17 protein-coding genes are annotated in these 23,144 nt (G+C 36.7%); 6 read left to right on the forward strand and 11 right to left on the reverse strand.

The features are described from left to right. The coding region (locus A9G31_RS11805) for a transposase (RefSeq protein WP_176700365.1) at window positions 1-332 on the forward strand (332 nt) is incomplete at its 5' end. A gap of 21 nt (window positions 333-353) precedes the next feature. Here the strand turns inward: A9G31_RS11805 and A9G31_RS06640 are convergent. Next, window positions 354-2,762 carry a TonB-dependent receptor plug domain-containing protein gene (locus A9G31_RS06640; protein WP_065560990.1) on the reverse strand — a complete coding sequence of 803 codons (2,409 nt, stop codon included), beginning with the start codon at window positions 2,760-2,762 and terminating at the stop codon, window positions 354-356. Between the two features lie 858 nt (window positions 2,763-3,620). Here A9G31_RS06640 and A9G31_RS06645 point away from each other — a divergent pair. Then, window positions 3,621-5,081 (forward strand): catalase, encoded by a 1,461-nt coding sequence (locus A9G31_RS06645; protein ID WP_065560991.1) that lies wholly within the window; start codon window positions 3,621-3,623, stop codon window positions 5,079-5,081. 949 nt (window positions 5,082-6,030) lie between these two features. Here the strand turns inward: A9G31_RS06645 and rlmB are convergent. From rlmB to purH, 4 genes are all read right to left on the reverse strand, one after another. Further along, on the reverse strand, window positions 6,031-6,792 hold the full coding sequence (gene rlmB / locus A9G31_RS06650) for a 23S rRNA (guanosine(2251)-2'-O)-methyltransferase RlmB (protein ID WP_065560992.1): 762 nt from the start codon (window positions 6,790-6,792) through the stop codon (window positions 6,031-6,033). A gap of 27 nt (window positions 6,793-6,819) precedes the next feature. Next, complete coding sequence (gene rnr / locus A9G31_RS06655; protein ID WP_065560993.1) at window positions 6,820-9,279, reverse strand: ribonuclease R; 2,460 nt, start codon at window positions 9,277-9,279, stop codon at window positions 6,820-6,822. A gap of 1,720 nt (window positions 9,280-10,999) precedes the next feature. Beyond that, complete coding sequence (gene purD / locus A9G31_RS06665; RefSeq protein ID WP_065560995.1) at window positions 11,000-12,289, reverse strand: phosphoribosylamine--glycine ligase; 1,290 nt, start codon at window positions 12,287-12,289, stop codon at window positions 11,000-11,002. 83 nt (window positions 12,290-12,372) lie between these two features. Beyond that, window positions 12,373-13,965: a bifunctional phosphoribosylaminoimidazolecarboxamide formyltransferase/IMP cyclohydrolase gene (purH, locus tag A9G31_RS06670; RefSeq protein ID WP_065560996.1), complete on the reverse strand. Its 1,593-nt coding sequence runs from the start codon at window positions 13,963-13,965 to the stop codon at window positions 12,373-12,375. Window positions 13,966-14,214: 249 nt separating this feature from the next. Here purH and idnO point away from each other — a divergent pair, with 249 nt between their 5' ends. From idnO to idnR, 3 genes are all read left to right on the forward strand, one after another. Then, entirely contained in the window at window positions 14,215-14,979 is a 765-nt protein-coding gene (gene idnO, locus A9G31_RS06675) for a gluconate 5-dehydrogenase (RefSeq protein ID WP_065560997.1), read from the forward strand. A 138-nt stretch (window positions 14,980-15,117) separates the two neighbouring features. Further along, window positions 15,118-16,368: an MFS transporter gene (locus A9G31_RS06680; protein ID WP_065560998.1), complete on the forward strand. Its 1,251-nt coding sequence runs from the start codon at window positions 15,118-15,120 to the stop codon at window positions 16,366-16,368. A 134-nt stretch (window positions 16,369-16,502) separates the two neighbouring features. After that, entirely contained in the window at window positions 16,503-17,495 is a 993-nt protein-coding gene (gene idnR / locus A9G31_RS06685) for a DNA-binding transcriptional regulator IdnR (protein ID WP_065560999.1), read from the forward strand. Between the two features lie 167 nt (window positions 17,496-17,662). On the opposite strand, the gene A9G31_RS06690 is transcribed toward idnR, so the two are convergent. The 5 genes from A9G31_RS06690 to nlpD all read right to left on the reverse strand — a co-directional run bounded on the left by A9G31_RS06690 (window position 17,663) and on the right by nlpD (window position 21,495). After that, entirely contained in the window at window positions 17,663-18,121 is a 459-nt protein-coding gene (locus tag A9G31_RS06690) for a hypothetical protein (protein WP_065561000.1), read from the reverse strand. An 18-nt stretch (window positions 18,122-18,139) separates the two neighbouring features. Next, window positions 18,140-18,733: a UbiX family flavin prenyltransferase gene (locus A9G31_RS06695; protein WP_065561001.1), complete on the reverse strand. Its 594-nt coding sequence runs from the start codon at window positions 18,731-18,733 to the stop codon at window positions 18,140-18,142. Between the two features lie 96 nt (window positions 18,734-18,829). Next, window positions 18,830-19,420 (reverse strand): thymidine kinase, encoded by a 591-nt coding sequence (locus A9G31_RS06700; RefSeq protein ID WP_065561002.1) that lies wholly within the window; start codon window positions 19,418-19,420, stop codon window positions 18,830-18,832. Between the two features lie 112 nt (window positions 19,421-19,532). Then, window positions 19,533-20,285 (reverse strand): 2,3-diphosphoglycerate-dependent phosphoglycerate mutase, encoded by a 753-nt coding sequence (gene gpmA, locus A9G31_RS06705; protein WP_034910929.1) that lies wholly within the window; start codon window positions 20,283-20,285, stop codon window positions 19,533-19,535. A gap of 118 nt (window positions 20,286-20,403) precedes the next feature. Next, a complete protein-coding gene (gene nlpD / locus A9G31_RS06710; protein ID WP_065561003.1) occupies window positions 20,404-21,495 on the reverse strand; it encodes a murein hydrolase activator NlpD in 1,092 nt (363 codons plus the stop codon). A gap of 411 nt (window positions 21,496-21,906) precedes the next feature. Here nlpD and rsmI point away from each other — a divergent pair, with 411 nt between their 5' ends. After that, entirely contained in the window at window positions 21,907-22,734 is an 828-nt protein-coding gene (rsmI, locus tag A9G31_RS06715; protein WP_034910935.1) for a 16S rRNA (cytidine(1402)-2'-O)-methyltransferase, read from the forward strand. Between the two features lie 130 nt (window positions 22,735-22,864). On the opposite strand, the gene A9G31_RS11810 is transcribed toward rsmI, so the two are convergent. Beyond that, a partial coding sequence (locus A9G31_RS11810) for a transposase (protein ID WP_176700366.1) occupies window positions 22,865-23,144 on the reverse strand: 280 nt, incomplete at its 5' end.

Here is a 23,144-nt window from a genome sequence, read left to right on the forward strand (position 1 = left end):
GACATGATATCACTTATGCAGAAAACCTAGTTGAAAAGCTCGATGAAGTCAATACAGTGATAGCCGATAAAGGTTATGACAGCGAGCCTTTTCGGTGCTTTGTTCGTCAAAAAGGCGGACGAACGGTGATTGCTAAACGTAATTATGGTAAGGATATAGATAAAAGCAGTATGGATAGCTGCCTTTATCGCTATCGTCATTTAGTCGAGAATGCCTTTGCTAGAATCAAGCAATATCGTTCAATATCAACTAGATACGATAAGTTAGAAAGGAATTATGCCAGTATGGTATCACTGGCATTTATGTTAATGTGGCTGCCAATGTATTGTTGAGTAATTTATGTACAGCAAAGATCAACAGCCCCTAACTTCTACCGAAAAATTAGCTCCTTTAGCAAAACTTGGTGTCCAACCGAGTTTAGTATCCCACCGAAAAGTACTGGCAAAGCGTTCTTTTTCGTATTTTGCCATTTTATTACCCGTATTAGGATCTATGTAATATTGGTTGCTATAGCGAACAGCTTGATGCCGTGAACTTTGCCATTGTAGTAAATTATAAAGAGTTAAATCATATTCAGGGATCTTACTTGTGAGCTCAACATTGACTTTAACAGGGATATTAAAATCTGTTGCGGGTAAATCCGATGCATTAATTATTTTGCCGTTATACCAAACTTTATCATGGCGAACGTTATTTGCTGGATCATAATGCGCATATCCTAATTCTTTAGGTGAATTACTTTTGCTTTGCTGCCATGAAATAGATGCTGATGCTGTATGTTCAGCATGATAAAACTCAATAGGTAGCCTATTTTTTACCGTTAGTGAAACAGTATCATGCTTACTACGCCCAGAATTATCAAAGGTTCGAACATTTGATCTACCATTATTATATTTAGGGCGACTGCGAACTTCATCATAGCTTTTACGATGCACATATTGTAATTGCCATAAACTATTATCTACGATTTGCTCAATGCCTAAGCTAATTTCGTCATTGTAAGGCGTAGAAAGTGAATCTAACCCCTCAAAATCGCTTGAACTTATCCAATCTTCATCAACTTGTCCAGGAGTACAAAAATAATAACAGTTCTTTAATCCTGCATTTTGTGCACCATATAAAGCATAAGCCATCATAGTACGGCCATAATAACGGTTAAACCCCGTAGTTAAGACCGTATTACCGTTACCAAAAGCATCAAAACTAGTCACTAATCTTGGGGCCAGATTGGCATCTTTAATAAAACTATCATAATCAATTCGTATCCCTGGACGAACAGTTAAGCGACCATATTGCATTGTATCATCTGCAAATAGTGTGTAATTATCATAGCTTGCTTGATAACGACCTGCTTGGAAAACTGAAGCATGATCAGCAAAAGAGAGCCAAGGAAGAGAATCCCATGTACCAGTATAGGTATAACGATAAAAATCTTCATTGCGAATATAGCGAGCTTTGGTTTTTGTCAATTCAAACCCCATAGAGGGCTCATGCGTTACATTCAACCAATTAATAGGCATAAACTCAAGCTTTGATTTAAATCCCCAATTATTTTGTTTAGTGGTTAAATTACCGACGCCTCCCGAATGATATTGCACGGGATTTCGCCAGTCAGAATAATCAACTAACGTAACAAAATAATTTTGATCATTGGTTCTTTTATCTTCTAGCATTTGATAACTAGTCGTCACATCTAATTTGGCAAAATCAAACTCATGCATTAGTTGCAACGCCATGCTTAACCCATTGTGCTTAGTATCATAGCCAGAATTAGCTACAGTTGCAGCAAAGGAATAATTATCATACTTAGAATAATTGGCCGAAATATTGACGATTGTTTGATCAGTAGCATACCAAGTAAATTTAGATGAAAAATTATCTGAAACACGTGTTTGGTTTTTCATGCCACCGTTTTTTCGAATTTCAATCAAATCATCTCCTTCTAATAATAATGAAGGTCCTTGATAAGTGACTGAAGAAATATCCGATTCTCTTCTAGATGCAGCAAACATCAAACCAAGATTGTCGGTAATCCCCGTTTCAAACCAACCACCAAAATTTTGTTTACTATATTTAGGTTGAAATCGACTCGGATGACTTGCATCATTTGCTGAACTATCAAAATTAATTGCTGGATCAACATGTGTCTTATTCCATGAAGAGTGAGTTCTACGATAAAAAATACTACCATTAGTCTCATGATTCCAATGACGACTAATCACATCCACAACACCGCCTGTAAACCCGCCATATTCAACAGGAATATTATTGTCATATAATTTAATTTCATTGATTAGACGACTATCAATGTAAAGACCTTGTTCATCACTATCGACACGGGTATTGGTTACCCCTAATCCAGGATCAACCGGATCGACATCATTATTAAAACTAACGCCGTCTAACTGATAATTGTTCTGATAACTAGTATTGCCATGAATTGAGATATCGGCGGGTTTAATCTCTCCTTGAGTCATACCATTATAACTACTATTAGACATTTGTACTGCTGGTGACGTCTTTAATAGATCGGTGATGTTACCATCACCTGTATTCATTTGCGTTATTTGAGCAGAATCAACCGATTGTGGCTTCGATATTTTAGGAATAGGTGATGTCACAACAATAACATCATCTTGATTATTGACTTCATCATCACTATTTTCGACGATAGTTTGACTGATTTGATTTTGCTTGGCGAAAACTGCAGGATTATAACTAACTAACAACAAAGGTAAAGCCGATATTACTACTTTTTTCATGTAAAAAATCCATCCACAAATATAATAACGATGCATTCATCATTAAATTTTCACTTTATAATAATAATGATAATCATTCTTAATAACATTTCATCATAAAATTTATATTTGCCAATCGAAAAGAATAAATTTGCTATCAAATAGAGCACTCCTATATACACATAGGGGCCTTACCATCATAACAAAATAGTAGCTAATCAGTAGTTTGCGCCCCCTTGTATTAATGTTTAGATGTAACCAAAAATCATTTCTGTTAAACGCACTATGTTTTTATACTGAAACGGTATAGATTCCTGAATATTTTTAACAAGAGTTGATCTATTTAGAACCAATAACCAATAACCAATAAAATAGGTGATAACCCTCATATAAATGAAAAATTCACTCAACCTGCTAGCCAAGCAACGAATAAGAAAGCCGAAAGATTAATATGCACTTGAATGATGATATGGCATCAACCGGCAAATATTTAGCGATTCAAAAAATAGAAAACAGAAGTTTCAGCGATTTTGGATAAAATACCTTATAGTTTTCTAGAGGATTATTTTAAGCATATAATGTAAACAGTTCGACGTTTATAATAGATTATGTTAGTTGAACAGGTATGAAGTAATTATTAAAGGTTTTATTCAAACAACTTAATGTTTTACAAACAAATATTTGTAATATCTTCAAATAAAAAATATTCTACTTGAAAAGTAAAATATTTTTTTTTAAAGTAGGTAAGATCAATTTAAAAATGATCTTTTTTATCGCGCTCTACAAGTCCCAAACAAAGTCTCTGGGACACAATATTCAAAAAACGATTGAGTATTTATCCCTCAAGGCTTTTTTAATATCATATAAAGGAGTGTTGCAATGTCAGAAAAAAAAGAACTAACCACCAATAACGGTGCCCCAATAGCCGATAATCAAAACTCTCGAACTGCTGGTCCCCGAGGTCCAGTATTGCTTGATGATTATCAACTCATTGAAAAACTAGCCCATTTTAACCGTGAAAATATTCCTGAAAGACGTGTACACGCCAAAGGCTCTGGCGCACACGGTACCTTTACGGTAACAAATGATATCACTCGATATACTCACGCTAGTATATTTGCTAAGATAGGTAAACAAACCCCTCTTTTTGCAAGATTTTCAACAGTTGGTGGAGAACGTGGCTCATCAGACACCGCCCGTGACCCTCGTGGATTTTCGGTAAAATTTTACACTGATGAAGGCAACTGGGATATAGTAGGTAATAATACACCTGTATTTTTTATACGTGATGCATTAAAGTTTCCTGACTTTATTCACACCCAAAAACGTGATCCCAAAACCAACTTAAAAGATCCACAAATGATGTGGGATTTTTGGTCTTTATCACCAGAATCACTTCATCAAGTTACTATTTTATTTTCTGATCGCGGAATCCCTGATGGTTACCGCCATATGCACGGCTATGGTAGCCATACTTATAGCTTAATCAATAAAGATGGCGTTCGCACTTGGGTTAAATGGCATTTCAGAACTGAGCAAGGAATAAAAAACATTCATCCTAAAAAAGCAGCAGAAATGGATGGAACTAATCCAGATTCGGCACAAGAAGATTTGTTCAAAGCCATTGAGCGAGGAGATTATCCAAAATGGCGACTTTACATACAAGTAATGACAGAAGAACAAGCTAACAACCATCCTGAAAACCCATTTGATGTTACTAAAGTTTGGTCACAAAAACAGTTCCCATTAATCGAAGTCGGCGTAATGGAACTGAATCATAATCCAGAAAACTATTTTGCTGAAGTTGAACAAGCAGCATTTGAACCAAGTAATGTAGTGCCAGGAACGGGTTTATCACCCGATAAAATGCTTCAAGGTCGAATTTTTGCTTATGCCGATGCGCACCGCTATCGTATTGGTACTAATTATCAACAATTGCCGATCAATGCTCCAAAATGCCCTGTTCATAATTATCAACGCGATGGCGCAATGCGCTTTTATAGTCCAGATAATGCGCCTAACTATGAGCCTAATAGCGTCGATAGCGCACCAAAACAACAACCACAATATGCCGAACCGCCAATGCATGTACCAGCTGGCACAATGGACAGGCACGATCATCGTGTTGATGACGACTATTACTCACAACCACGCGCATTATTTAACTTAATGCAGCCTGATCAAAAACAACTGCTTATTGATAATATCGTTGGCTCAATGAAAAACGTGAATCGAGACATCCAAATCAGGCAGCTCAAACACTTCTATAAAGTGCACCCTGACTATGGGACTGGAATTGCCAAAGGATTAGGGATTGATATTGATCTAATAAAAAGTTAGTACTTAAAAATAAAAATGCCTACAATTTTAGTCGGCATTTTTAATTATTGGCTGTAACTAAATACACAAATATAAATTGATCACGGTACAAAATTTATAAAAACACTTCATTAATTTAGCAAAGTCACATATTATTAGCATAGATTACAGTAAAATCATATAACTTATTGAAGTTAAAAGGATTATCCGATGAAAATCATTAATCTAATTGTTATATTATTGTTTAATTGTGCCGGAGGATTGTTAAGTTATCAATGGTGTTATCAGTTTATAAGAAAACACAGTACACCAGAATCTCATTTTTTAATATTGTATTGCTTGTGTTATTTCTGTTTTATTCTTATTTCAGTCTTTATGCTAGATAAAATAAAACGACCGTCAGGTTTAATCTTTTGTGGGATAGTTATTGGTGTTTTAATAAACTTTATCTCATGGATTGTCCGCCCATTCATTATGGGAGATCACAATACATTAGTTCTAGATATTGACGCAATTATTGCATATCTGTGTATATCATCAGCCGTTACCCTTAATTTTATAATATACCCAGCTATTTTATTGTGCTGTCACTACTCAATTTTTTGGATTGAAAAAATATATAAGAAATTCATTTTCAAGCAATAATAGATGTTTCCCCATAGATAAAATATTAGGCAGTACGCACGAGTATAAATAAAAATAAGATCGCAACTTGTTAAAAAGCATTTAAAGATCTAAAAAACAATATTTTTTACTGAAACGTAGGGTTACCTGAAACTTTTTGACAAAATTATACTCACTTGTTTACTTAATTTTTTAAAGACAAATAAAAAATTCATGCTAATAAAAAAGATGCTTGCTAATATATTTTTACGATTGTTTTAATTAACCGTATTGAAGTTCAACTAATCTATTGATTTCGTATGAAACTTAAATAGTTAGGTAGCCAATACGGTTATAACCATCTAAATTAGGTTCTGATAGCTGATTTTTGCCGAACAATTTCAAATAAACAAACACCAGTTGCAACCGATACATTTAGTGATGACACAATACCTGCCATTGGAATGCTCACCAATTCATCACAGTGTTCTTTGGTTAAACGACGCATACCTTCACCTTCAGCACCCATTACCAATGCAAGTGCGGTCTGTGTTGATGTTTTATAGAAGTCTGTTTGATAAAGCGTTCTATCAGCTTCTCCAGCGGTGCCCACAATCCAAACTTGGTACTCATCTTGCAGCATTCGCATTATACGAGCCAAATTGGTCACCCTAACCACAGGCACGCTTTCAGCTGCACCACAAGCAACTTTTTGTGCCGTTGAATTGAGCGGTGCGGAGCGATCCTTTGGTACAATAATAAAATCGACACCAGCAGCATCAGCAGTTCTTATACAGGCACCTAAATTATGCGGATCAGTTACACCATCTAAAATTAAAATAACTGGATTTGGCTGTTGTTCCATGAGCAAAGGTATATCATTTTCTTGATAACCTCGATTCGGTGTAACCATGGCTAAAATACCTTGGTGCACGCCGTTTTTTGACTTTTCATCTAACCATTGACGATTAGCAATTTTTACAGGCAAGCCAAGTTGTTCTAATTGACGCACAACGGCAAGAAGGCGTTTATCTTCACGCCCTTTAATAATAAATACTTCAATAATTCTTTCTGGCGAACGTGCTAATAATGCTTCAATGGCGTGCAGGCCATAAACTGTTTCACTCATTTATTTGTTACTCTTTTATTTTATTAACTATTTAGTTTTATTGGTTGATTTAGATTTACTACGTTTTTTACTTTTGGCTTTCACTTCAACTTTAGCACTTGCTTTCATGCTTGATTTAGCGTTCGATTTTGCCTTTTTTGGGGTACTTGATTTAGTACTTGGTTTAGTATTTTGCTTAGTATTTGGCTTCGCGCTACTTTTTTTACTGATTGATTTTTTGCCTTTTCGTTTTATTGGTAAATCGGTAATTTGATCGTTTTTGACTTGTTTGGAGTTATCTTTTGCCGTTTTACCCTGACGTTTTGGTTTATTATTACTGCCAACCAATGAAAAATCAATTTTACGTTCTTCTGGATTAACATTATCGACTTTCACTTGCACTTTATCGCCTAAACGATAAGCAAAACGTGTATTTTCACCAACTAGGCGATTGTGCGAGGCATCAAAAAAATAGTAATCATTTTCAAGCGATGACACATGCACTAAACCATCGATAAATAGATCGTCCAAGCGCACAAAGAAACCAAAATTAACCACGCTTGAAATAGAGCCGTTAAATACTTCACCTACATGATCTTGCATGTAATCACACTTAAGCCAATCCACCACATCACGTACGGCCTCATCAGCTCGTCGTTCGGTCATTGAACAGTGTTCACCAAAGTAAAGCATTTCATTTGTATCATAACGATACCCCCCTGTTTTACTGGTTTTATGTTTTTCATCAGCTAAAATCCATTTGATAGCACGATGCAAAAGCAAATCAGGGTAACGGCGAATTGGCGAAGTAAAATGTGCATACTCCTCAAGTGCCAAACCAAAATGTCCTCGATTTTCTGGGTCATAAATAGCTTGTTTCATAGAGCGTAAAATCACGGTTTGCAACATATCATGATCAGGGCGTGTTTCAACCACTTTCATTAATTCGGCAATATTTTTAGGTTTAGGGCTTGCACCACCACCAAGTGATAAACCAAGTTCACTTAATACACTGCGCAAGTTACTCATTCGATCTTCATCAGGTCTGTCATGCACACGGAATAATGATGGCACTTGGGCACCAATCACTAATTTTGCCGCTGAAACATTGGCTAAAATCATACACTCTTCAATAATTTTATGTGCCACATTTCGCTGTGCCAGTTCAATACTTTCAATACGTTTATCGGCATTAAAAACAAATTTCGGCTCTTCTGATTCAAATCCTATCGCACCACGAATAACCCGTGCTTTATCAAGCACATTATAAAGTCCATAAAGATTTTCAAGATGAGGGACTAATTCATGATAGTGTTCACGAAGTTCTTCATCACCATCTAAAATCTTAGCCGCTTTAGTATACGTTAACCGAGCATGCGAGTTCATTACCGCTTCATAAAACTCAAACCCTGTTAAACGCCCTCTATTGGAGACGGCCATTTCGCAAACTAAACATAAGCGATCAACTTGCGGATTTAACGAACAAAGCCCATTAGATAATGCTTCTGGAAGCATTGGTACAACTCGTGATGGAAAGTAAACCGATGTCCCCCGTAAACAAGCCTCTTTATCTAACGCCTTACCTGGTCTAACATAATAACTGACATCTGCAATAGCCACCCATAACCGATAGCCACCACCACGATTTTTTTGGCAATAAACCGCATCATCAAAATCACGGGCATCTTCACCATCAATTGTTACCAAAGGTAATTGTCGCAAATCTCTTCGCCCTTTTTTAGCGCTTTCTGGCACTTGTTCAGTGAATTTGCTTACCTCTTTTTCAACAGCCTTTGGCAATTCATAAGGGATTTCGTGATTCCGCAAGGCAATATCAATCGCCAAATTAGTCCCCATCATTTCGCCAAGCACTTCTTTTATAATGCCAACAGCTTTTTGACGGCGTTCAGGGCGTTGTTGTAACTCAACCACCACCACCGTTCCCATACGAACCGTGCGGCTAGGTTTACCCGCAATTAAAATATCAAAGTTTAAACGGCTATCATCAGGGACAACAAAACCAACACCTTGCTCAATAAAATACCGCCCAACAATTTGATTATTGCGTGGCTCTAAAATTCGCACAACACGAGCTTCCATTTTTCCGCGATATTTAGTTCCCATTGGCTGAGCTAAGATTACATCGCCTTGTAAAACTTTTTTCATTTGCTCCGGTGATAAAAAATAGTCCTCAGGATTACCCTCTACCCGCAAAAAGCCAAAACCATCACGGTGGGCAATAACCTTACCTTTGACCATGTCGAACTTTTCGGGCAAGGCATAACACTTACGGCGTGTAAAAACTACTTGTCCATCACGCTCCATTGCGCGCAAACGACGATGCAATGCCACTTTTTGCTCATCATTTTTAATATCAACAGCTTGAGCAATTTTTTCTAAACTGGCAGGCTTTGCTTCTTGTTTAAGGTAATCTAAAATAAGCTCTCGACTGGCAATTGGGGAATCATACTTCTCGGCTTCGCGGTCAAAAAAGGGGTCTTTTATCATAAAGGAATATCCTGTGACTAATATTAACGCTAGCATAACATAGAGTGGTATAAGTTAACATCAACATTCTATTTAATAAGCAAGAATCAATGGATTATTAGCTTAGTTTTAAAAGAATATTTCAGTATCTGAGTTATAGTAAAATAATAACAGTTAGAAAAAAGGAAATAAAAAATGGAAAAATCCCTAACATCAGCATTAAAAATAGTGCATTGGAGTTTAATTATACTGCCAGGGTTGTTAGGAGCAAGTTTGTTTGATTACTCAGCAAATAGTTGCTTTGAATTAATACATGAACATATTGTTTTAATTTTTGTTTTGTTAATTGTTTCTGTATTAATGATATTTTTCTCATTAAATCAATATTATGAAGACGTATGTGATTTTTTTATTTTATCAATAATAATCACCGTAGCTATATCCTATATTGCAATTTTATCACCGCCTGTTGCTTATTTTGTTAGGGGGTATGGTTTTTATAATTTAATAGCTTTTGGGCTTTTTATAATTATAAATATGCTGCCAGTTATCTTCACATCGATGTCAATGTAGTTTGTTTTTTTGGAAAAAAACAGCGTAAAAAAACTTTAATAAAATCAATACATTTCCTGACTGATTTTTTAGCGGAAAATCAGCCTTTTTTGTTTTTTTGAATAGAATAAATTAAGTGCGGTGGTTTCGGACGTTTGGGCTTTGGGTGATAAAAATAGCTGTTGTGAACACGTCCGAGCCAAGGGAATTTAAAGCGAATTCCCTTAGCAATCCCTCGCTTTGGCACAGAATGTGGCCTTCGGCAATACTCGTATCATCCTGATACTCGCCTCTACGAGGCCATCTTCGCTGTGCTCAGATGTTCAAATTTGTTCCAGACAAATTTGTCCTCCGCCGTCGCTCGGTCTTAACGCACCGTTTGTGATTTGTTCCAAACAAAGCACAAACTCGCCAAACATCCCTGTTTGGCGTGCTAACCTCGCTCTGTTGTCGGCACATTCTGACGCCGGAATAAGGCAGATAGCATAGCCGATTGTTTTTTAATTATGTGATTAATTTTATTTTTTATTACCGCCTATACGGCGTTAAGGTTAAATCTTGTTATATAAAGATAAACAACAATTTTGGCTTTGAAAACCCTTTTTTTAAGCTGTTTTATAATAGTTTGATTTTATTGAATTTTAAATTATCGTAAAAAAAAGGGTTTAAAGAGGTTTATATTCAAAAAAAACGGACAGAAAAAATTTCAATAAAATCAATACCTTTCCTGACCAATTTTTTGGGGTTTTTGCAGTGTTTTTTATAAAAAAGTGACTCATAAAAGCCACTTAAGGTTATGCTGTCTGTCTTGTTACGGCGTCAGACAAATTTGTCTGGAACAAATTTGAACATCTGAGCACAGCGAAGATGGCCTCGTAGAGGCGAGTATCAGGATGATACGAGTAATTGCACAAATGGTGTAAGACCGAGCGACGGTGTCGGGGCAGCCGAAGGCCACATTCTGTAGCCAAAGCGTGGGTTGTCAGGGAATTCGCTTTAATTCCCTGACTCGGACGTGGTCACTGTAGCTATTTTGTTCACCCAAAGCTAAAACGTCCGAAACCACTACACCTAACCCATTTCATGCACTAACCAAAAAACATTATTTTGATAAAAAATAATTCAGGAAATATATTGATTTTATTATAGTTTTTATCGGGTGTTTTTTTAAAAAAACACCCCATCACCACTATTTGTTTTGCTCTCGCTCAATCGCACGGTAACCAATATCATGCCGATAAAAACAGCCATGCCAATAGATGTCTTGGGCTTGTTGATAAGCACGTTGTTGTGCTTCAAGCACTGTTTTGCCAAGTGCGGTTACACATAATACCCGTCCCCCATTGGTGTAGACTCGCCCTTTTTCTAAACTAGTACCTGCATGGAAAATTTTACAATCTTCGGTTGATTCTGCCGGTAGTCCAAGAATTACATCTTGGGTATGATATTCACCCGGGTAACCGCCTGCAGCTAGCACTACACCTAATGCGGATCTTGGATCCCATTTTGATTTGACCGTATCTAATTTGCCTTCTACCGCCGCTAAGCAAAGTTTGACCAAATCTGATTGCATTCGCATCATTATCGGCTGTGTTTCAGGATCGCCAAATCGGCAGTTGAATTCAATAACTTTGGGATTGCCGGTTTTGTCAATCATTAAGCCAGCATATAAAAAGCCGACATAGACGTTGCCTTCTTGGGCCATACCATTGACCGTTGGATAGATGATCTCATCCATTACCTTTGCAAAAACCGCATCAGTTACAACAGGAGCTGGCGAATACGCGCCCATGCCACCCGTGTTTAAACCTGTATCGTCATCGCCAACACGTTTATGATCTTGGCTAGTTGCCATGGGTTCGACATTTTTGCCATCTACCATAACAATAAAGCTAGCTTCTTCACCATCGAGAAACTCTTCAATCACTACTCGGTGACCTGCATCACCAAAGGCATTTCCAGCTAACATATCACGAACGGCGTCTTCGGCCTCTTTTAGTGTCATGGCAACAATAACGCCTTTACCAGCCGCAAGTCCATCGGCTTTAATCACGATCGGTGCGCCCTTTTCACGGATATAAGCAATTGCTGGTTCAACTTCAGTAAAGTTTTGATATTCTGCTGTGGGGATGTTGTGGCGAGCTAAAAAATCTTTAGTAAAGGCTTTTGATCCTTCAAGTTGTGCAGCCGCTTTGGTTGGGCCAAAGATTTTTAATCCAGCTTTTTGAAAGCTATCAACAATGCCAATCACTAATGGGGCTTCTGGGCCAACTATAGTTAAATCAATTTGTTCTTGCTGGGCAAAACTAAGCAGTCCTCCGACGTCGGTCGCTTTGATGTTGATATTTTCTAAGCTAGGTTCTAGTGAAGTACCTGCATTACCTGGTGCAACAAAAACTTTAGAAACCAATGGAGATTGTGCTGCTTTCCAAGCAAGCGCATGTTCACGCCCACCATTACCAATTACTAATACTTTCATAAAAGATCCTTTTAAGATGCCTTTCATAATATAAAGATATACATAGATAACTCTTTTTAAAAACTAACAAAGTGATCACACAATTAATGCCTAAAATGACGCATTTTAGTAAAGATCATCGCGATATTGTGCTCATTTGCGGCTTGGATCACTTCATCATCTCGAATCGAGCCACCGGGTTGAATCACACAAGTCACACCTGCGGCTGCAGCGGCATCGATGCCATCTCTAAATGGGAAAAACGCATCTGAAGCAACAACTGATCCAGCAACGTTTAAATTTTCATCTTTAGCTTTAATTCCCGCTATCTTAGCTGAGTAAACACGACTCATCTGCCCTGCTCCAATACCAATTGTCATATTATCTTTTGCATAGACAATGGCATTTGACTTAACAAATTTTGCCACTTTCCAACAAAATAGCGCATCTGAAAGCTCTTGAGCAGTGGGTTTACGTTTGGTTACTACAGTTAATTCATTTGGCGATATCATACCTAGATCGCGATCTTGCACTAATAAACCGCCATTGACTCGTTTAAAATCTAAACTTACTGATGCAGGTGTTGACCACTCACCACATTCAAGTACACGCACATTTTTTTTAGCTTGAGTAATGGCTAAAGCTTCTTGGCTAACTGATGGGGCAATAATTACTTCTACAAATTGTTTATCAACAATGGCTTTTGCGGTATCTGCATCAAGCTGTCGATTAAAGGCTATAATGCCACCAAAAGCTGACGTTGGATCAGTTTTAAAGGCTTTTTCATAAGCATGTAAAATATTATCACTAACCGCTACACCACAAGGATTAGCATGTTTTACAATCACACATGCTGGCTCATCAAATGATTTTACACATTCAAGCGCAGCGTCGGTATCAGCAATATTGTTATAAGAAAGGGCTTTACCTTGCAATTGGTTTGCTGTTGCAATCGAGGCTTCTTTGACATCTTGCTCAACATAAAAAGCCGCTTGCTGATGTGCGTTTTCACCGTAACGCATATTCTGTTTTTTAATGAATTGTAGATTTAAAGTTCGAGGAAACTCGCCCGATGGTTGATTGGTTTCACCCATGTAAGGTGGCACTAATTGCCCAAAATAGTTGGCGATCATGCCATCGTATTTGGCAGTGTGTTCAAAAGCTTTAATGGCAAGATTGAAACGATATTCAAAAGAAAGGGCATTTTGGTTATTATCCATCATATCAATGATATGTTGATAATCACTACAATCAACCACAATGGCAACATCTTTATGATTTTTAGCAGCAGAGCGCACCATGGTTGGACCGCCAATATCGATATTTTCAACGGCGTCTTCTAATGTACAATTTGGTTTAGCAACCGTTTTAGCAAATGGGTAAAGGTTGACAACCACCATATCAATCGGTGCAATTTGGTGTTGTTGCATAATATCATCATCAATACCCCGTCGCCCTAAAATTGCCCCATGAATTTTAGGATGTAAGGTTTTAACTCGCCCGTCCATCATTTCAGGGAAACCAGTGTAATTTGATACTTCAATAACAGGTATTTGGTTTTCCATTAATAATTTTGCTGTCCCCCCAGTCGAAAGGAGTTCCACATTACGTTCTGATAAGGCTTTTGCAAATTCTAAAATACCGGTTTTGTCGGACACACTAAGTAAAGCACGACGGATAGGACGAAACTGCTGCATAAAAGGCTCCGAAATTGATATCTACAATCTAAGTTTTTGTAGCCAACATTATATATAAATTAAAGATAGAAGTTTAGTGTTAACTTATCAAAAACGATCAAAGTAGTTGAATGACAATATTTGACTTTGATCACAAAACAAACATTTTCATGGCAAATAGAGCATCGTTAACTTTCTTTTTTCACTTTTTCATAATATTGTTACGCGTAACTGTTATGCATAACAATTTTAGAATGAAAGGAGAAAATCATGCAATCTTTATTTGAACTAAAAGGAAAACGCGCTTTAATTACAGGTTCAGCGCAAGGTATTGGTAATTTGCTTGCTACAGGTTTAGGGCGATATGGGGCAAGTATTGTTATTAATGATATTACCCAAGAACGTGCTGAAAATGCAGCAAATCAACTTAAATCACAAGGTATCGATGCCGTTGGAGTCGGTTTTGATGTAACCAATTATGATTCGGTCGAAAATGCCATTAATCATATCGAAAAAGAGATCGGCCCTATTGATATATTAATCAATAACGCTGGCATTCAACGCCGTCACCCATTTACTGAATTTCCTGAAGCAGATTGGGATGCTGTTATTAATGTTAATCAAAAAGCCGTTTTTTTAGTTTCACAGCAAGTCGCTAAATACATGATCAAACGTAAGCAAGGAAAGATCATTCATATTTGCTCAATGCAAAGCGAACTCGGTCGCGACACCATTACCCCCTATGCCGCATCAAAAGGTGCAGTGAAAATGCTTGTAAAAGGTATGTGCGTTGAACTTGCACGTTACAACATTCAAGTCAATGGCATTGGTCCTGGTTATTTTGATACCGAGATGTGCAAAGCTTTGGTTGAAAACAAAGAATTTACTCAATGGTTATGTCAAAGAACGCCTGCCGCTCGCTGGGGGAAACCTGAAGAACTTATTGGTTCGGCGGTGTTTTTATCGTCTGCTGCATCAAACTTTGTTAATGGACATATTCTTTATGTTGATGGCGGAATGTTAGCAGCAGTTTAGAGCCATATTGCGGCAATTATATTTTTACGGACTGAAATGAAGGAAGGTTAAAACAATATATATAAATAAAAATTGATAAAAATAGGGATGAAAATTGTCGTAAAATCACTTTATTATTAATTGAAAGCGAGAATAAACATGAATATAACAAACAAACTAGCGCCGTCTCGTTGGTGGCGTTTAATGCCAATCATTTTTATTACTTATAGTTTAGCTTATTTAGATCGTGCCAATTATGGTTTTGCCGCAGCCGCAGGGATTAATAAAGATTTAGACATCTCGCCAAGCACTTCGTCATTAATTGGCGCTCTTTTTTTCCTTGGTTATTTCTTTTTTCAAGTACCAGGATCGGTTTATGCAGTTAAGCGAAGCGTTCGTAAGCTGATTTTTGTGTGTTTAATACTGTGGGGATTGTGTGCCACATTGACAGGGATGGTCAGTAATATCCCAACACTTATGGCGATCCGTTTTGTTCTCGGTATTGTTGAAGCAGCAGTTATGCCATCAATGTTAATTTATATCAGTACATGGTTTACTAAAGCCGAACGTTCAAAAGCCAATACATTTTTAGTTTTAGGTAACCCTGTAACCGTATTGTGGATGTCAATTGTATCAGCACACTTAATCGACCTTTATGGTTGGCGCGAAATGTTCATAATTGAAGGCTTACCAGCTGTATTATGGGCAATAGTGTGGTGGATCGTTGTTCGTGATAAACCATCAGAAGTTAAATGGCTTACCGACGCCGAAAAAGCTGATTTTAAAGCCGTCATGGACAAAGAACAACAAAATATCAAACCTATGCGCAACTATGGCGAAGCGTTCCGTTCTGCCAGTGTTATTAAACTTTGTGCAGTCCACGCATTATGGAGTATTGGTGTATATGGTTTTATGATGTGGATGCCGTCAATCATCAAATCGGCAGGTAATGTTGATATTATATCGGTTGGTTGGTTTGCGGCTATTCCTTATTTTGTTGCGATTGCTATGATGTTAATTGTCTCTTTCTATTCTGACAAACTACAAAATCGTAAACTTTTTGTTTGGCCATTATTACTTGTCGCAACCATTGCATTTTTTACTGCTTATTTGCTTGGGGCTGAACATTTTTGGATCTGTTTTGTGCTTTTATCACTTGCTGCTGGCTGTATGTACGCACCTTATGGACCTTTCTTTGCTTTAATTCCTGAATTATTACCAAGCAATGTATCTGGCGTGTCTATTGGCTTAATTAATAGTTTTGGAGCATTTGGGGCATTTATTGGTGCTTGGCTAGTGGGTGTTATCAATGCAGCAACGGGCAGTGCTGGAGCGTCATATATCTTTATGGGCGTATCTTTAGTTTTATCCGTTATTTTGATGGCTAGCGTTAAAGCGCCTAAAAAATAACTAATAATGTCAAAAAAATAAGAAGGCAATGGATACTGCCTTCTTAATTTATTCTAACAAATATTATTTATTTTCTTGTTTTTACTGGTAAAATGCCACACATTCAACCAGCATCCCTCCTAAAATAACAGGTTATGAAAGATAAGCGTATTAGTTTACAAGATATTGCCAATTTAACTGGCGTGACTAAAATGACCATTAGTCGCTATCTAAAAAACCCTAAACAAGTCTCTGAAAAAAACCAAGAAAAAATAGCAAAAGTCTTAAAAGAGATCCAATATATTCCCAATCTTGCGCCACAAATCATGCTTGGTTCGCGCAGTCATTGTATTGGCATTGTTATACCGTCTTTTAAAAACCAAATATTTACAGAAGTGCTTGCTGGTATTGAATCGGTCGCATCAGCTCACAATTACCAAACAATCATTACTAACTATAATTATGATAAACAGTTAGAAGAAGAAAAAATTATTAACCTGCTGTCATACAACGTCGACGCTCTTGTCTTGATGGAAAAAGAGCACACTCAAACCACTCTACAATATTTAAAAACCGCTAACATTCCTGTTGTTGAACTTATGGATATCACCAAAACATTTTTTGACATCCAAATCGGCTTTGATAATGAGCAAGCTGCCTATGATATGACTTTGCAAATGATTGAATCTGGCAAAAAAAATATCATCTATTTTAATTCCATTGCAAGTGCACGCGATAGCCAACGTTACAAAGGTTATCAACGTGTTATGAAACAATCAGGATTAACACCACGTCAAATTATCCCCAATGCTATATCATCAATAGATTTAGGCAAAAGTTTATTTCACCAAGCAATTCAAAAATATCCTGATATGGATGGTGTTTTATGTACTAACGACGATATGGCAATAGGTGTATTACTTGAGTGCCAAAATTATCAGATCCCTGTTCCTGAACAAATTGCTATTGCAGGCTTTCATGGTTTAGAAATTGGTCGAGCAAACAACCAAAAGATTGCAACCGTCATCACGCCACGATTTGAGATTGGTAAAGTTGCAATCGAGTTATTACTCAAGAGGCTTAATGGTGAGCAAACCAAAAATAGTGTTAACTTGGATTATCAAATTGAAAAAGGAGAAACGATTTAAGCTATTGGGGAGTGTAATAGTTATGAAGTTCAATCACTAAATAAAACGTAATTTTGATTAGTTGTGAGGATATTTGCTCTCTAAAATCGCTCCGGTAGACTATTGATTTTATTGGGTTTTTTATTTTTAATCAATTGGTTAAGACAAGTTTTTTGGGCTTAGTAAAATTATGATCTTTTAGAAAATCTACAAATCCCTCCCTTTTTTTTCCAGTAGATTTTACTCCCAAATCCCAGCAAATTATTCGTCATTTTTACATAATGTAACTGTAATGCCCAAATTGGCGTTTTGATAACTCTTGCAAAGGGAAATGCCCGATAATATAGCGCATAGGCATGCTCAGCTTGTTGTTTTTGTAATTGTGTTGCTTGAGCTTGAAATTGGATCCCTTGGATCTGTGCAACCGTCTTAGGCGTAATACTGATAGTGCCCGCTATTAGTGGGTTTGTTAACATGGCTTTAGCGTGTTCGGTTTTTAATTCGGAAAGAAGATACAAGCACATTACCGATTCATCAAAAACATAAAAGGTGTTACATGCCCATGGTTTGTTGTCAGGTAAGATTACGTTTAGCGATAATACATGGTTATTTTTAATAAATTTTATGATTTTAGAGTCGGCTTGCATATTTTTTATTTATTAGTGTTATTCAGTTTTAGTGTTTAGGTGCAGATCTTCGCCCCATCGTGGTAGCGATGGGATGTTAATATCAAATAGATCAAGTGCTCTTGCTACGCTATGGGTGATGATATCATCCAAACATTCAATATGCTGATATAAAGCTGGTACTGGCGGGCATATTACACCACCCATAAGTGTCACGGTTTCCATGTTTTTTAGGTGCGTTAAATTTAAGGGTGATTCACGAACCATTAATACCAAGCGACGACGCTCTTTTAATGCAACATCAGCAGCACGAGTAAGTAAGTTATCTGATAAGCCATGTGCTATGGCAGCTAGAGTCCTCATTGAGCAAGGTGCAATTAGCATACCCATAGTTTTAAACGATCCACTTGCAATGGCTGCACCAATATTATTGACAGAATATACTTTGTCAGCTAGTGATTCTATTTGTGCTAAACTGGTGTTAGGGAATTCGTAAGTTCGCGTTATTTGTGCTGCTTTTGATATTACTAAATGAGTCTGAATATCAAGTGATTTTAAAAGCTCTAACGCTTTTATTCCATAAGCAAACCCAGTTGCACCACTAATGCCAATCACTATCCGATGGAGAGCCATGTCAATTCCTATTGTAATTTAATGTTAGCTATTTTAGATTAATATCAGCTTAAATTGATACGATCATGTTAACTAATTTTTTTGTTTTTATGTTTGTTAGTTGTTTTGATTTTTAGTTGGTCTTATTTGACCCGCTTTCCAGTGTTTTCGGCATACTGAGTGGTATTCGCTATCACCTAGGTGAATAGAATTTCCAAATTTAACAATTTTACCGTCTTTTCCTTCCAATAAGATCATAGTAGCTTTTTTGCCACACCAGCATACGGTTTTGAGCTCTCTAAAATTGTCAGCAATTTCAAGTAGCGTTTTAGAACCTTCAAATAGGTGTCCCATATAATCGGTTTTGATACCGAAAAACATAATTGGCACGCCATATTCATCGCATACATCAGATAATTTCCAGATAGTATTACGCGATAAAAACTGACTTTCATCAATTAATATGCATGCATAATTGCTTTGTTTGATATGCTCAATAATTTCATCAACCGTTGTGTCATCAAGCAGCAACGCTTTTTTGCGTAATCCTAAGCGAGAGACAATTTCAACTGCCGAGTCACGAGTATCGACTGATGATTTAAGTAATAAAGTCTGCATATTATTACTTAAATAATTATGATCAATTTGTAAAAGCTCTGTAGATTTTCCGGCATTCATTACGCCATATATATAATAGATTTTAGACAAAATTAAATTCTCAAAATTAGATTAAATCAATAAAAGTGGTTAAATAAAGTGATAATTTGGAAATAAAAAAGGTAAGTTAAATAACCTACCTCTTTAATCGTTTATTGAATAATTATTTGGCTTTACCTTGGTTGGCAACAGCCGCTTGTTTTGCAGCGATTTCGTCAGCATTGCCTAGGTAGTAGTGTTTGATGACTTTCATATTGTCGTCAAATTCATACACTAATGGCACACCAGTTGGGATGTTTAGTTCGATAATATCATCATCGCTGATGTTGTCTAAATGTTTTACCAATGCACGAAGTGAGTTACCATGAGCGGCAATGATAACACGTTCACCTTTAGCTACACGTGGAGCAATTGTTGATTCCCAGTAAGGTAGTACACGTTTAATAGTTAATGCTAGGCTTTCGGTTAATGGTAATTCTGATTCAGGTAGTTTGCTGTAACGAGAATCGTGACCAGGGAAGCGTTCATCTGATTTTTCAAGCGCAGGAGGTGTAATTGCAAAGCCACGACGCCATAATTTTACTTGTTCATCACCATATTTTGCTGCTGTTTCAGCTTTATTCAAACCTTGTAATGCACCATAATGACGTTCGTTTAATTTCCAACTTTTTTCAACAGGTAGCCATGCTTGATCTACTTCGTCTAAAACGTGCCATAATGTGTGGATTGCACGTTTTAATACTGAAGTGTAAGCATAATCAAATGTGAAACCTTCTTGTTTTAGTAATTTACCTGCTTCAGCCGCTTCTTTGTTACCTTTATCAGATAAATCAACATCAGTCCAACCACAAAAACGGTTTTCTTGGTTCCAAACACTTTCTCCATGTCGAATTAGCACTAATTTTTTTACAGCCATGAGTATAACTCCTTTATTACGTAGATTAAATTTTTGGTATATTCTGTCATAGACATGCTAGGTTATTACCGTGCATGTCCATTTGTTTTGAGCCAACCAGACTGACTCAAAACGTTTATTATTTGGGTAAGTATTTTAACGGGTCAACCGATTGCGCTTTGTAACGAATTTCAAAGTGTAATCTCACTGACGAAGTGCCCGTTGCTCCCATTGTGGCAATTTGTTCACCTGCGCGTACTGTTTGCTGTTCTTTTACTAATATTGATTGGTTGTGCGCATATGCCGTTAAATAGTCATCATTATGTTTAATAATAATTAAATTACCATAACCTGGCAACGCATTGCCCGAATACACAACACGTCCATCAGCCGCAGCCATAATTTTATCACCCATTGAACCTGAGATATCAATACCTTTACTGGCGTTCGAAAATTTTTCAATAATTTTACCACGCACTGGCCATTGCCATGAAATATTGGCAACGTTTGAGCTTGATGGGCTAGTATTGGGTACATCGTTAGCAGAATTATTCAACGGTTCGGTGATAGTTTCAGTTGTTTCGGTTGTCGTTGGACGTTTATCTTTATCCATTGTGGTAATGGAAGTTGTTGTAGTCTTGGTTATTGTCGGTTTAGTTTTAGCTTGTCCAATCACTACAGATGAACCATCACCATTTGATTTATTTACCGTTGTATTGTTTGTTGTAGTTTTTTGTGTTACTACAACAGTACCACCACTCACATCTAATACTTGACCAACATTAACTGCGTATGGCTCTTTAATATTATTTTTAGCCGCCAATGAGCGATAATCGTTACCAGTTACCCATGCAATATAGAATAAGGTATCCCCCCGTTTAACAGTATAAGTGTCGCCTTGGTATCCACCCTTGGGAATGTCGTCATAATTACGGTTATAGACAATACGTTCATTACTAATCACCGTGCCATTATTGCTCGCATTGCTTGTAGCGTGAGTACTTGAAACCGTCGCTTGTCTTGATGAAGAAGGGGTATAAGTGGTAGGAGTAGAAATTGTTCTACTTCCTGTTGATATATTAGCTGGTGGTTTAGTATAGACAGAGGAAGTTGATGGACCACCTGCGCCAGAAATATCTTCTATTTCGGCCTGCTCAGTTTGTGTACATGCAGCAATTAGTAAACTTAAGCAGCTTAATGTAAGTATTTTTTTCAAAGCAACACCTTTCATTTATAAATTTTGTTTTTAGCTATTTTGTGTCCAATAGCATTTTATACATCTTATTTTATCAGCTCATTTTAGCGTTTTTATGGCAAAAAGCTATTATATTGATTAGTTATTGGTTAAATCAATAAATTCATTTAGAATTGTGTGATTTTTACCTATAGATTTGTTATTTGATTATTTTAGCAATCCATAACAGTTAAAGTTAAATTAGTATAACTCCATTATTAGTCAAAATATAACTTCCGTTAGCACATGCCCAATTTTGCTATAAGCAAGCTATTTTTCTACTTTTAATTAACTATTTATTTTGGTTTTGTCGGATTTATTTTGAATGTAATGAGTATATACAATAAAATAGGTTTTCGTACAGTACCTTTGCCGTATTTCTATAAAAATTTAATGTGATTTAAAAAAATGACTTTATATATTGTTGCCACCCCCATCGGAAACTTAGATGATATTACGCTCAGAGCCATCAATACACTGAAAAGTGTCGATCTTATTGCGGCTGAAGATACTCGCCATAGTGGTTTACTTTTACAACATCTTGGAATAAAAGCAAAATTGTTTTCTTTACATGATCATAATGAACAAGAAAAGTCCAATATTTTGATTGAAAAACTTAAATCTGGCTTATCAATTGCTTTGATTTCTGATGCTGGCACTCCGTTAATTAATGACCCCGGGTATCATTTAGTTAAGGCTTGTCGCGAAAATAACATAAAAGTAGTTCCCGTTCCTGGTGCTTGTGCTGCGATTGCTGCTTTATGTGCATCAGGGTTGCCGTCAGATAAGTTTATTTATGAAGGTTTTTTACCAGCTAAAGCTAAAGCTCGCCAAGATTGTCTTGTAAAATTGTTGGACGAACCTCGAACAATGATTTTTTATGAATCAACACATCGCTTATTAGACACGCTTAACGATATGCAAACTATTTGGGGAGCTAATAAGCAGATCATTTTAGCTAAGGAACTAACCAAAACATGGGAGACCATTGTCAGTTTTAAGGTTAATGAGCTGATTAATTGGCTAAACGAGGATACTTCTCGTCAAAAAGGTGAATTTGTATTGATTGTTCAAGGTCATATCAAATGCGATGATGATATTGATCCTCAGGCAATTAGTACCCTTAAACTATTGCAAAAAGAATTACCGCTAAAAAAGGCAGCAGCCATTACTGCTGAAATATATGGACTTAAAAAAAATCAACTTTATCAAATTGGTTTAGATTCCGAACAATAATTGGGTCGTTAAGTAACATTACTTGGTATGGCTTATAAAACGGTTTTTAGAAAGCGTTGACTGGATAATAAACTAAATAATTATTACTAATTTGCTTAGGAGCTGTTGATCTTTGCTGTACATAAATTACTCAACAATACATTGGCAGCCACATTAACATAAATGCCAGTGATACCATACTGGCATAATTCCTTTCTAGCTTATCGTATCTAGTTGATATTGAACGATATTGCTTGATTCTAGCAAAGGCATTCTCGACTAAATGACGATAGCGATAAAGGCACCTATCCATACTGCTTTTATCTATATCCTTACCATAATTACGTTTAGCAATCACCGTTCGTCCGCCTTTTTGACGAACAAAGCACCGAAAAGGCTCGCTGTCATAACCTTTATCGGCTATCACTGTA

It is taken from the genome of Gilliamella sp. Gris1-4, from assembly GCF_001690335.1.
In the GTDB taxonomy this organism is placed as follows: domain Bacteria; phylum Pseudomonadota; class Gammaproteobacteria; order Enterobacterales; family Orbaceae; genus Gilliamella; species Gilliamella apicola_P.

What these genes read in the sequence shown, in the direction of transcription:
- purD (WP_065560995.1), bottom strand. Translation starts at nt 12,289, where the DNA reads ATGAAAGTATTAGTAATTGGTAATGGTGGGCGTGAACATGCGCTTGCT.
- rsmI (WP_034910935.1), top strand. Translation starts at nt 21,907, where the DNA reads ATGACTTTATATATTGTTGCCACCCCCATCGGAAACTTAGATGATATT.
- nlpD (WP_065561003.1), bottom strand. Translation starts at nt 21,495, where the DNA reads ATGAAAGGTGTTGCTTTGAAAAAAATACTTACATTAAGCTGCTTAAGT.
- A9G31_RS06680 (WP_065560998.1), top strand. Translation starts at nt 15,118, where the DNA reads ATGAATATAACAAACAAACTAGCGCCGTCTCGTTGGTGGCGTTTAATG.
- idnO (WP_065560997.1), top strand. Translation starts at nt 14,215, where the DNA reads ATGCAATCTTTATTTGAACTAAAAGGAAAACGCGCTTTAATTACAGGT.
- rlmB (WP_065560992.1), bottom strand. Translation starts at nt 6,792, where the DNA reads ATGAGTGAAACAGTTTATGGCCTGCACGCCATTGAAGCATTATTAGCA.
- rnr (WP_065560993.1), bottom strand. Translation starts at nt 9,279, where the DNA reads ATGATAAAAGACCCCTTTTTTGACCGCGAAGCCGAGAAGTATGATTCC.
- idnR (WP_065560999.1), top strand. Translation starts at nt 16,503, where the DNA reads ATGAAAGATAAGCGTATTAGTTTACAAGATATTGCCAATTTAACTGGC.
- A9G31_RS06695 (WP_065561001.1), bottom strand. Translation starts at nt 18,733, where the DNA reads ATGGCTCTCCATCGGATAGTGATTGGCATTAGTGGTGCAACTGGGTTT.
- purH (WP_065560996.1), bottom strand. Translation starts at nt 13,965, where the DNA reads ATGCAGCAGTTTCGTCCTATCCGTCGTGCTTTACTTAGTGTGTCCGAC.
- A9G31_RS06640 (WP_065560990.1), bottom strand. Translation starts at nt 2,762, where the DNA reads ATGAAAAAAGTAGTAATATCGGCTTTACCTTTGTTGTTAGTTAGTTAT.
- A9G31_RS06690 (WP_065561000.1), bottom strand. Translation starts at nt 18,121, where the DNA reads ATGCAAGCCGACTCTAAAATCATAAAATTTATTAAAAATAACCATGTA.
- A9G31_RS06645 (WP_065560991.1), top strand. Translation starts at nt 3,621, where the DNA reads ATGTCAGAAAAAAAAGAACTAACCACCAATAACGGTGCCCCAATAGCC.
- gpmA (WP_034910929.1), bottom strand. Translation starts at nt 20,285, where the DNA reads ATGGCTGTAAAAAAATTAGTGCTAATTCGACATGGAGAAAGTGTTTGG.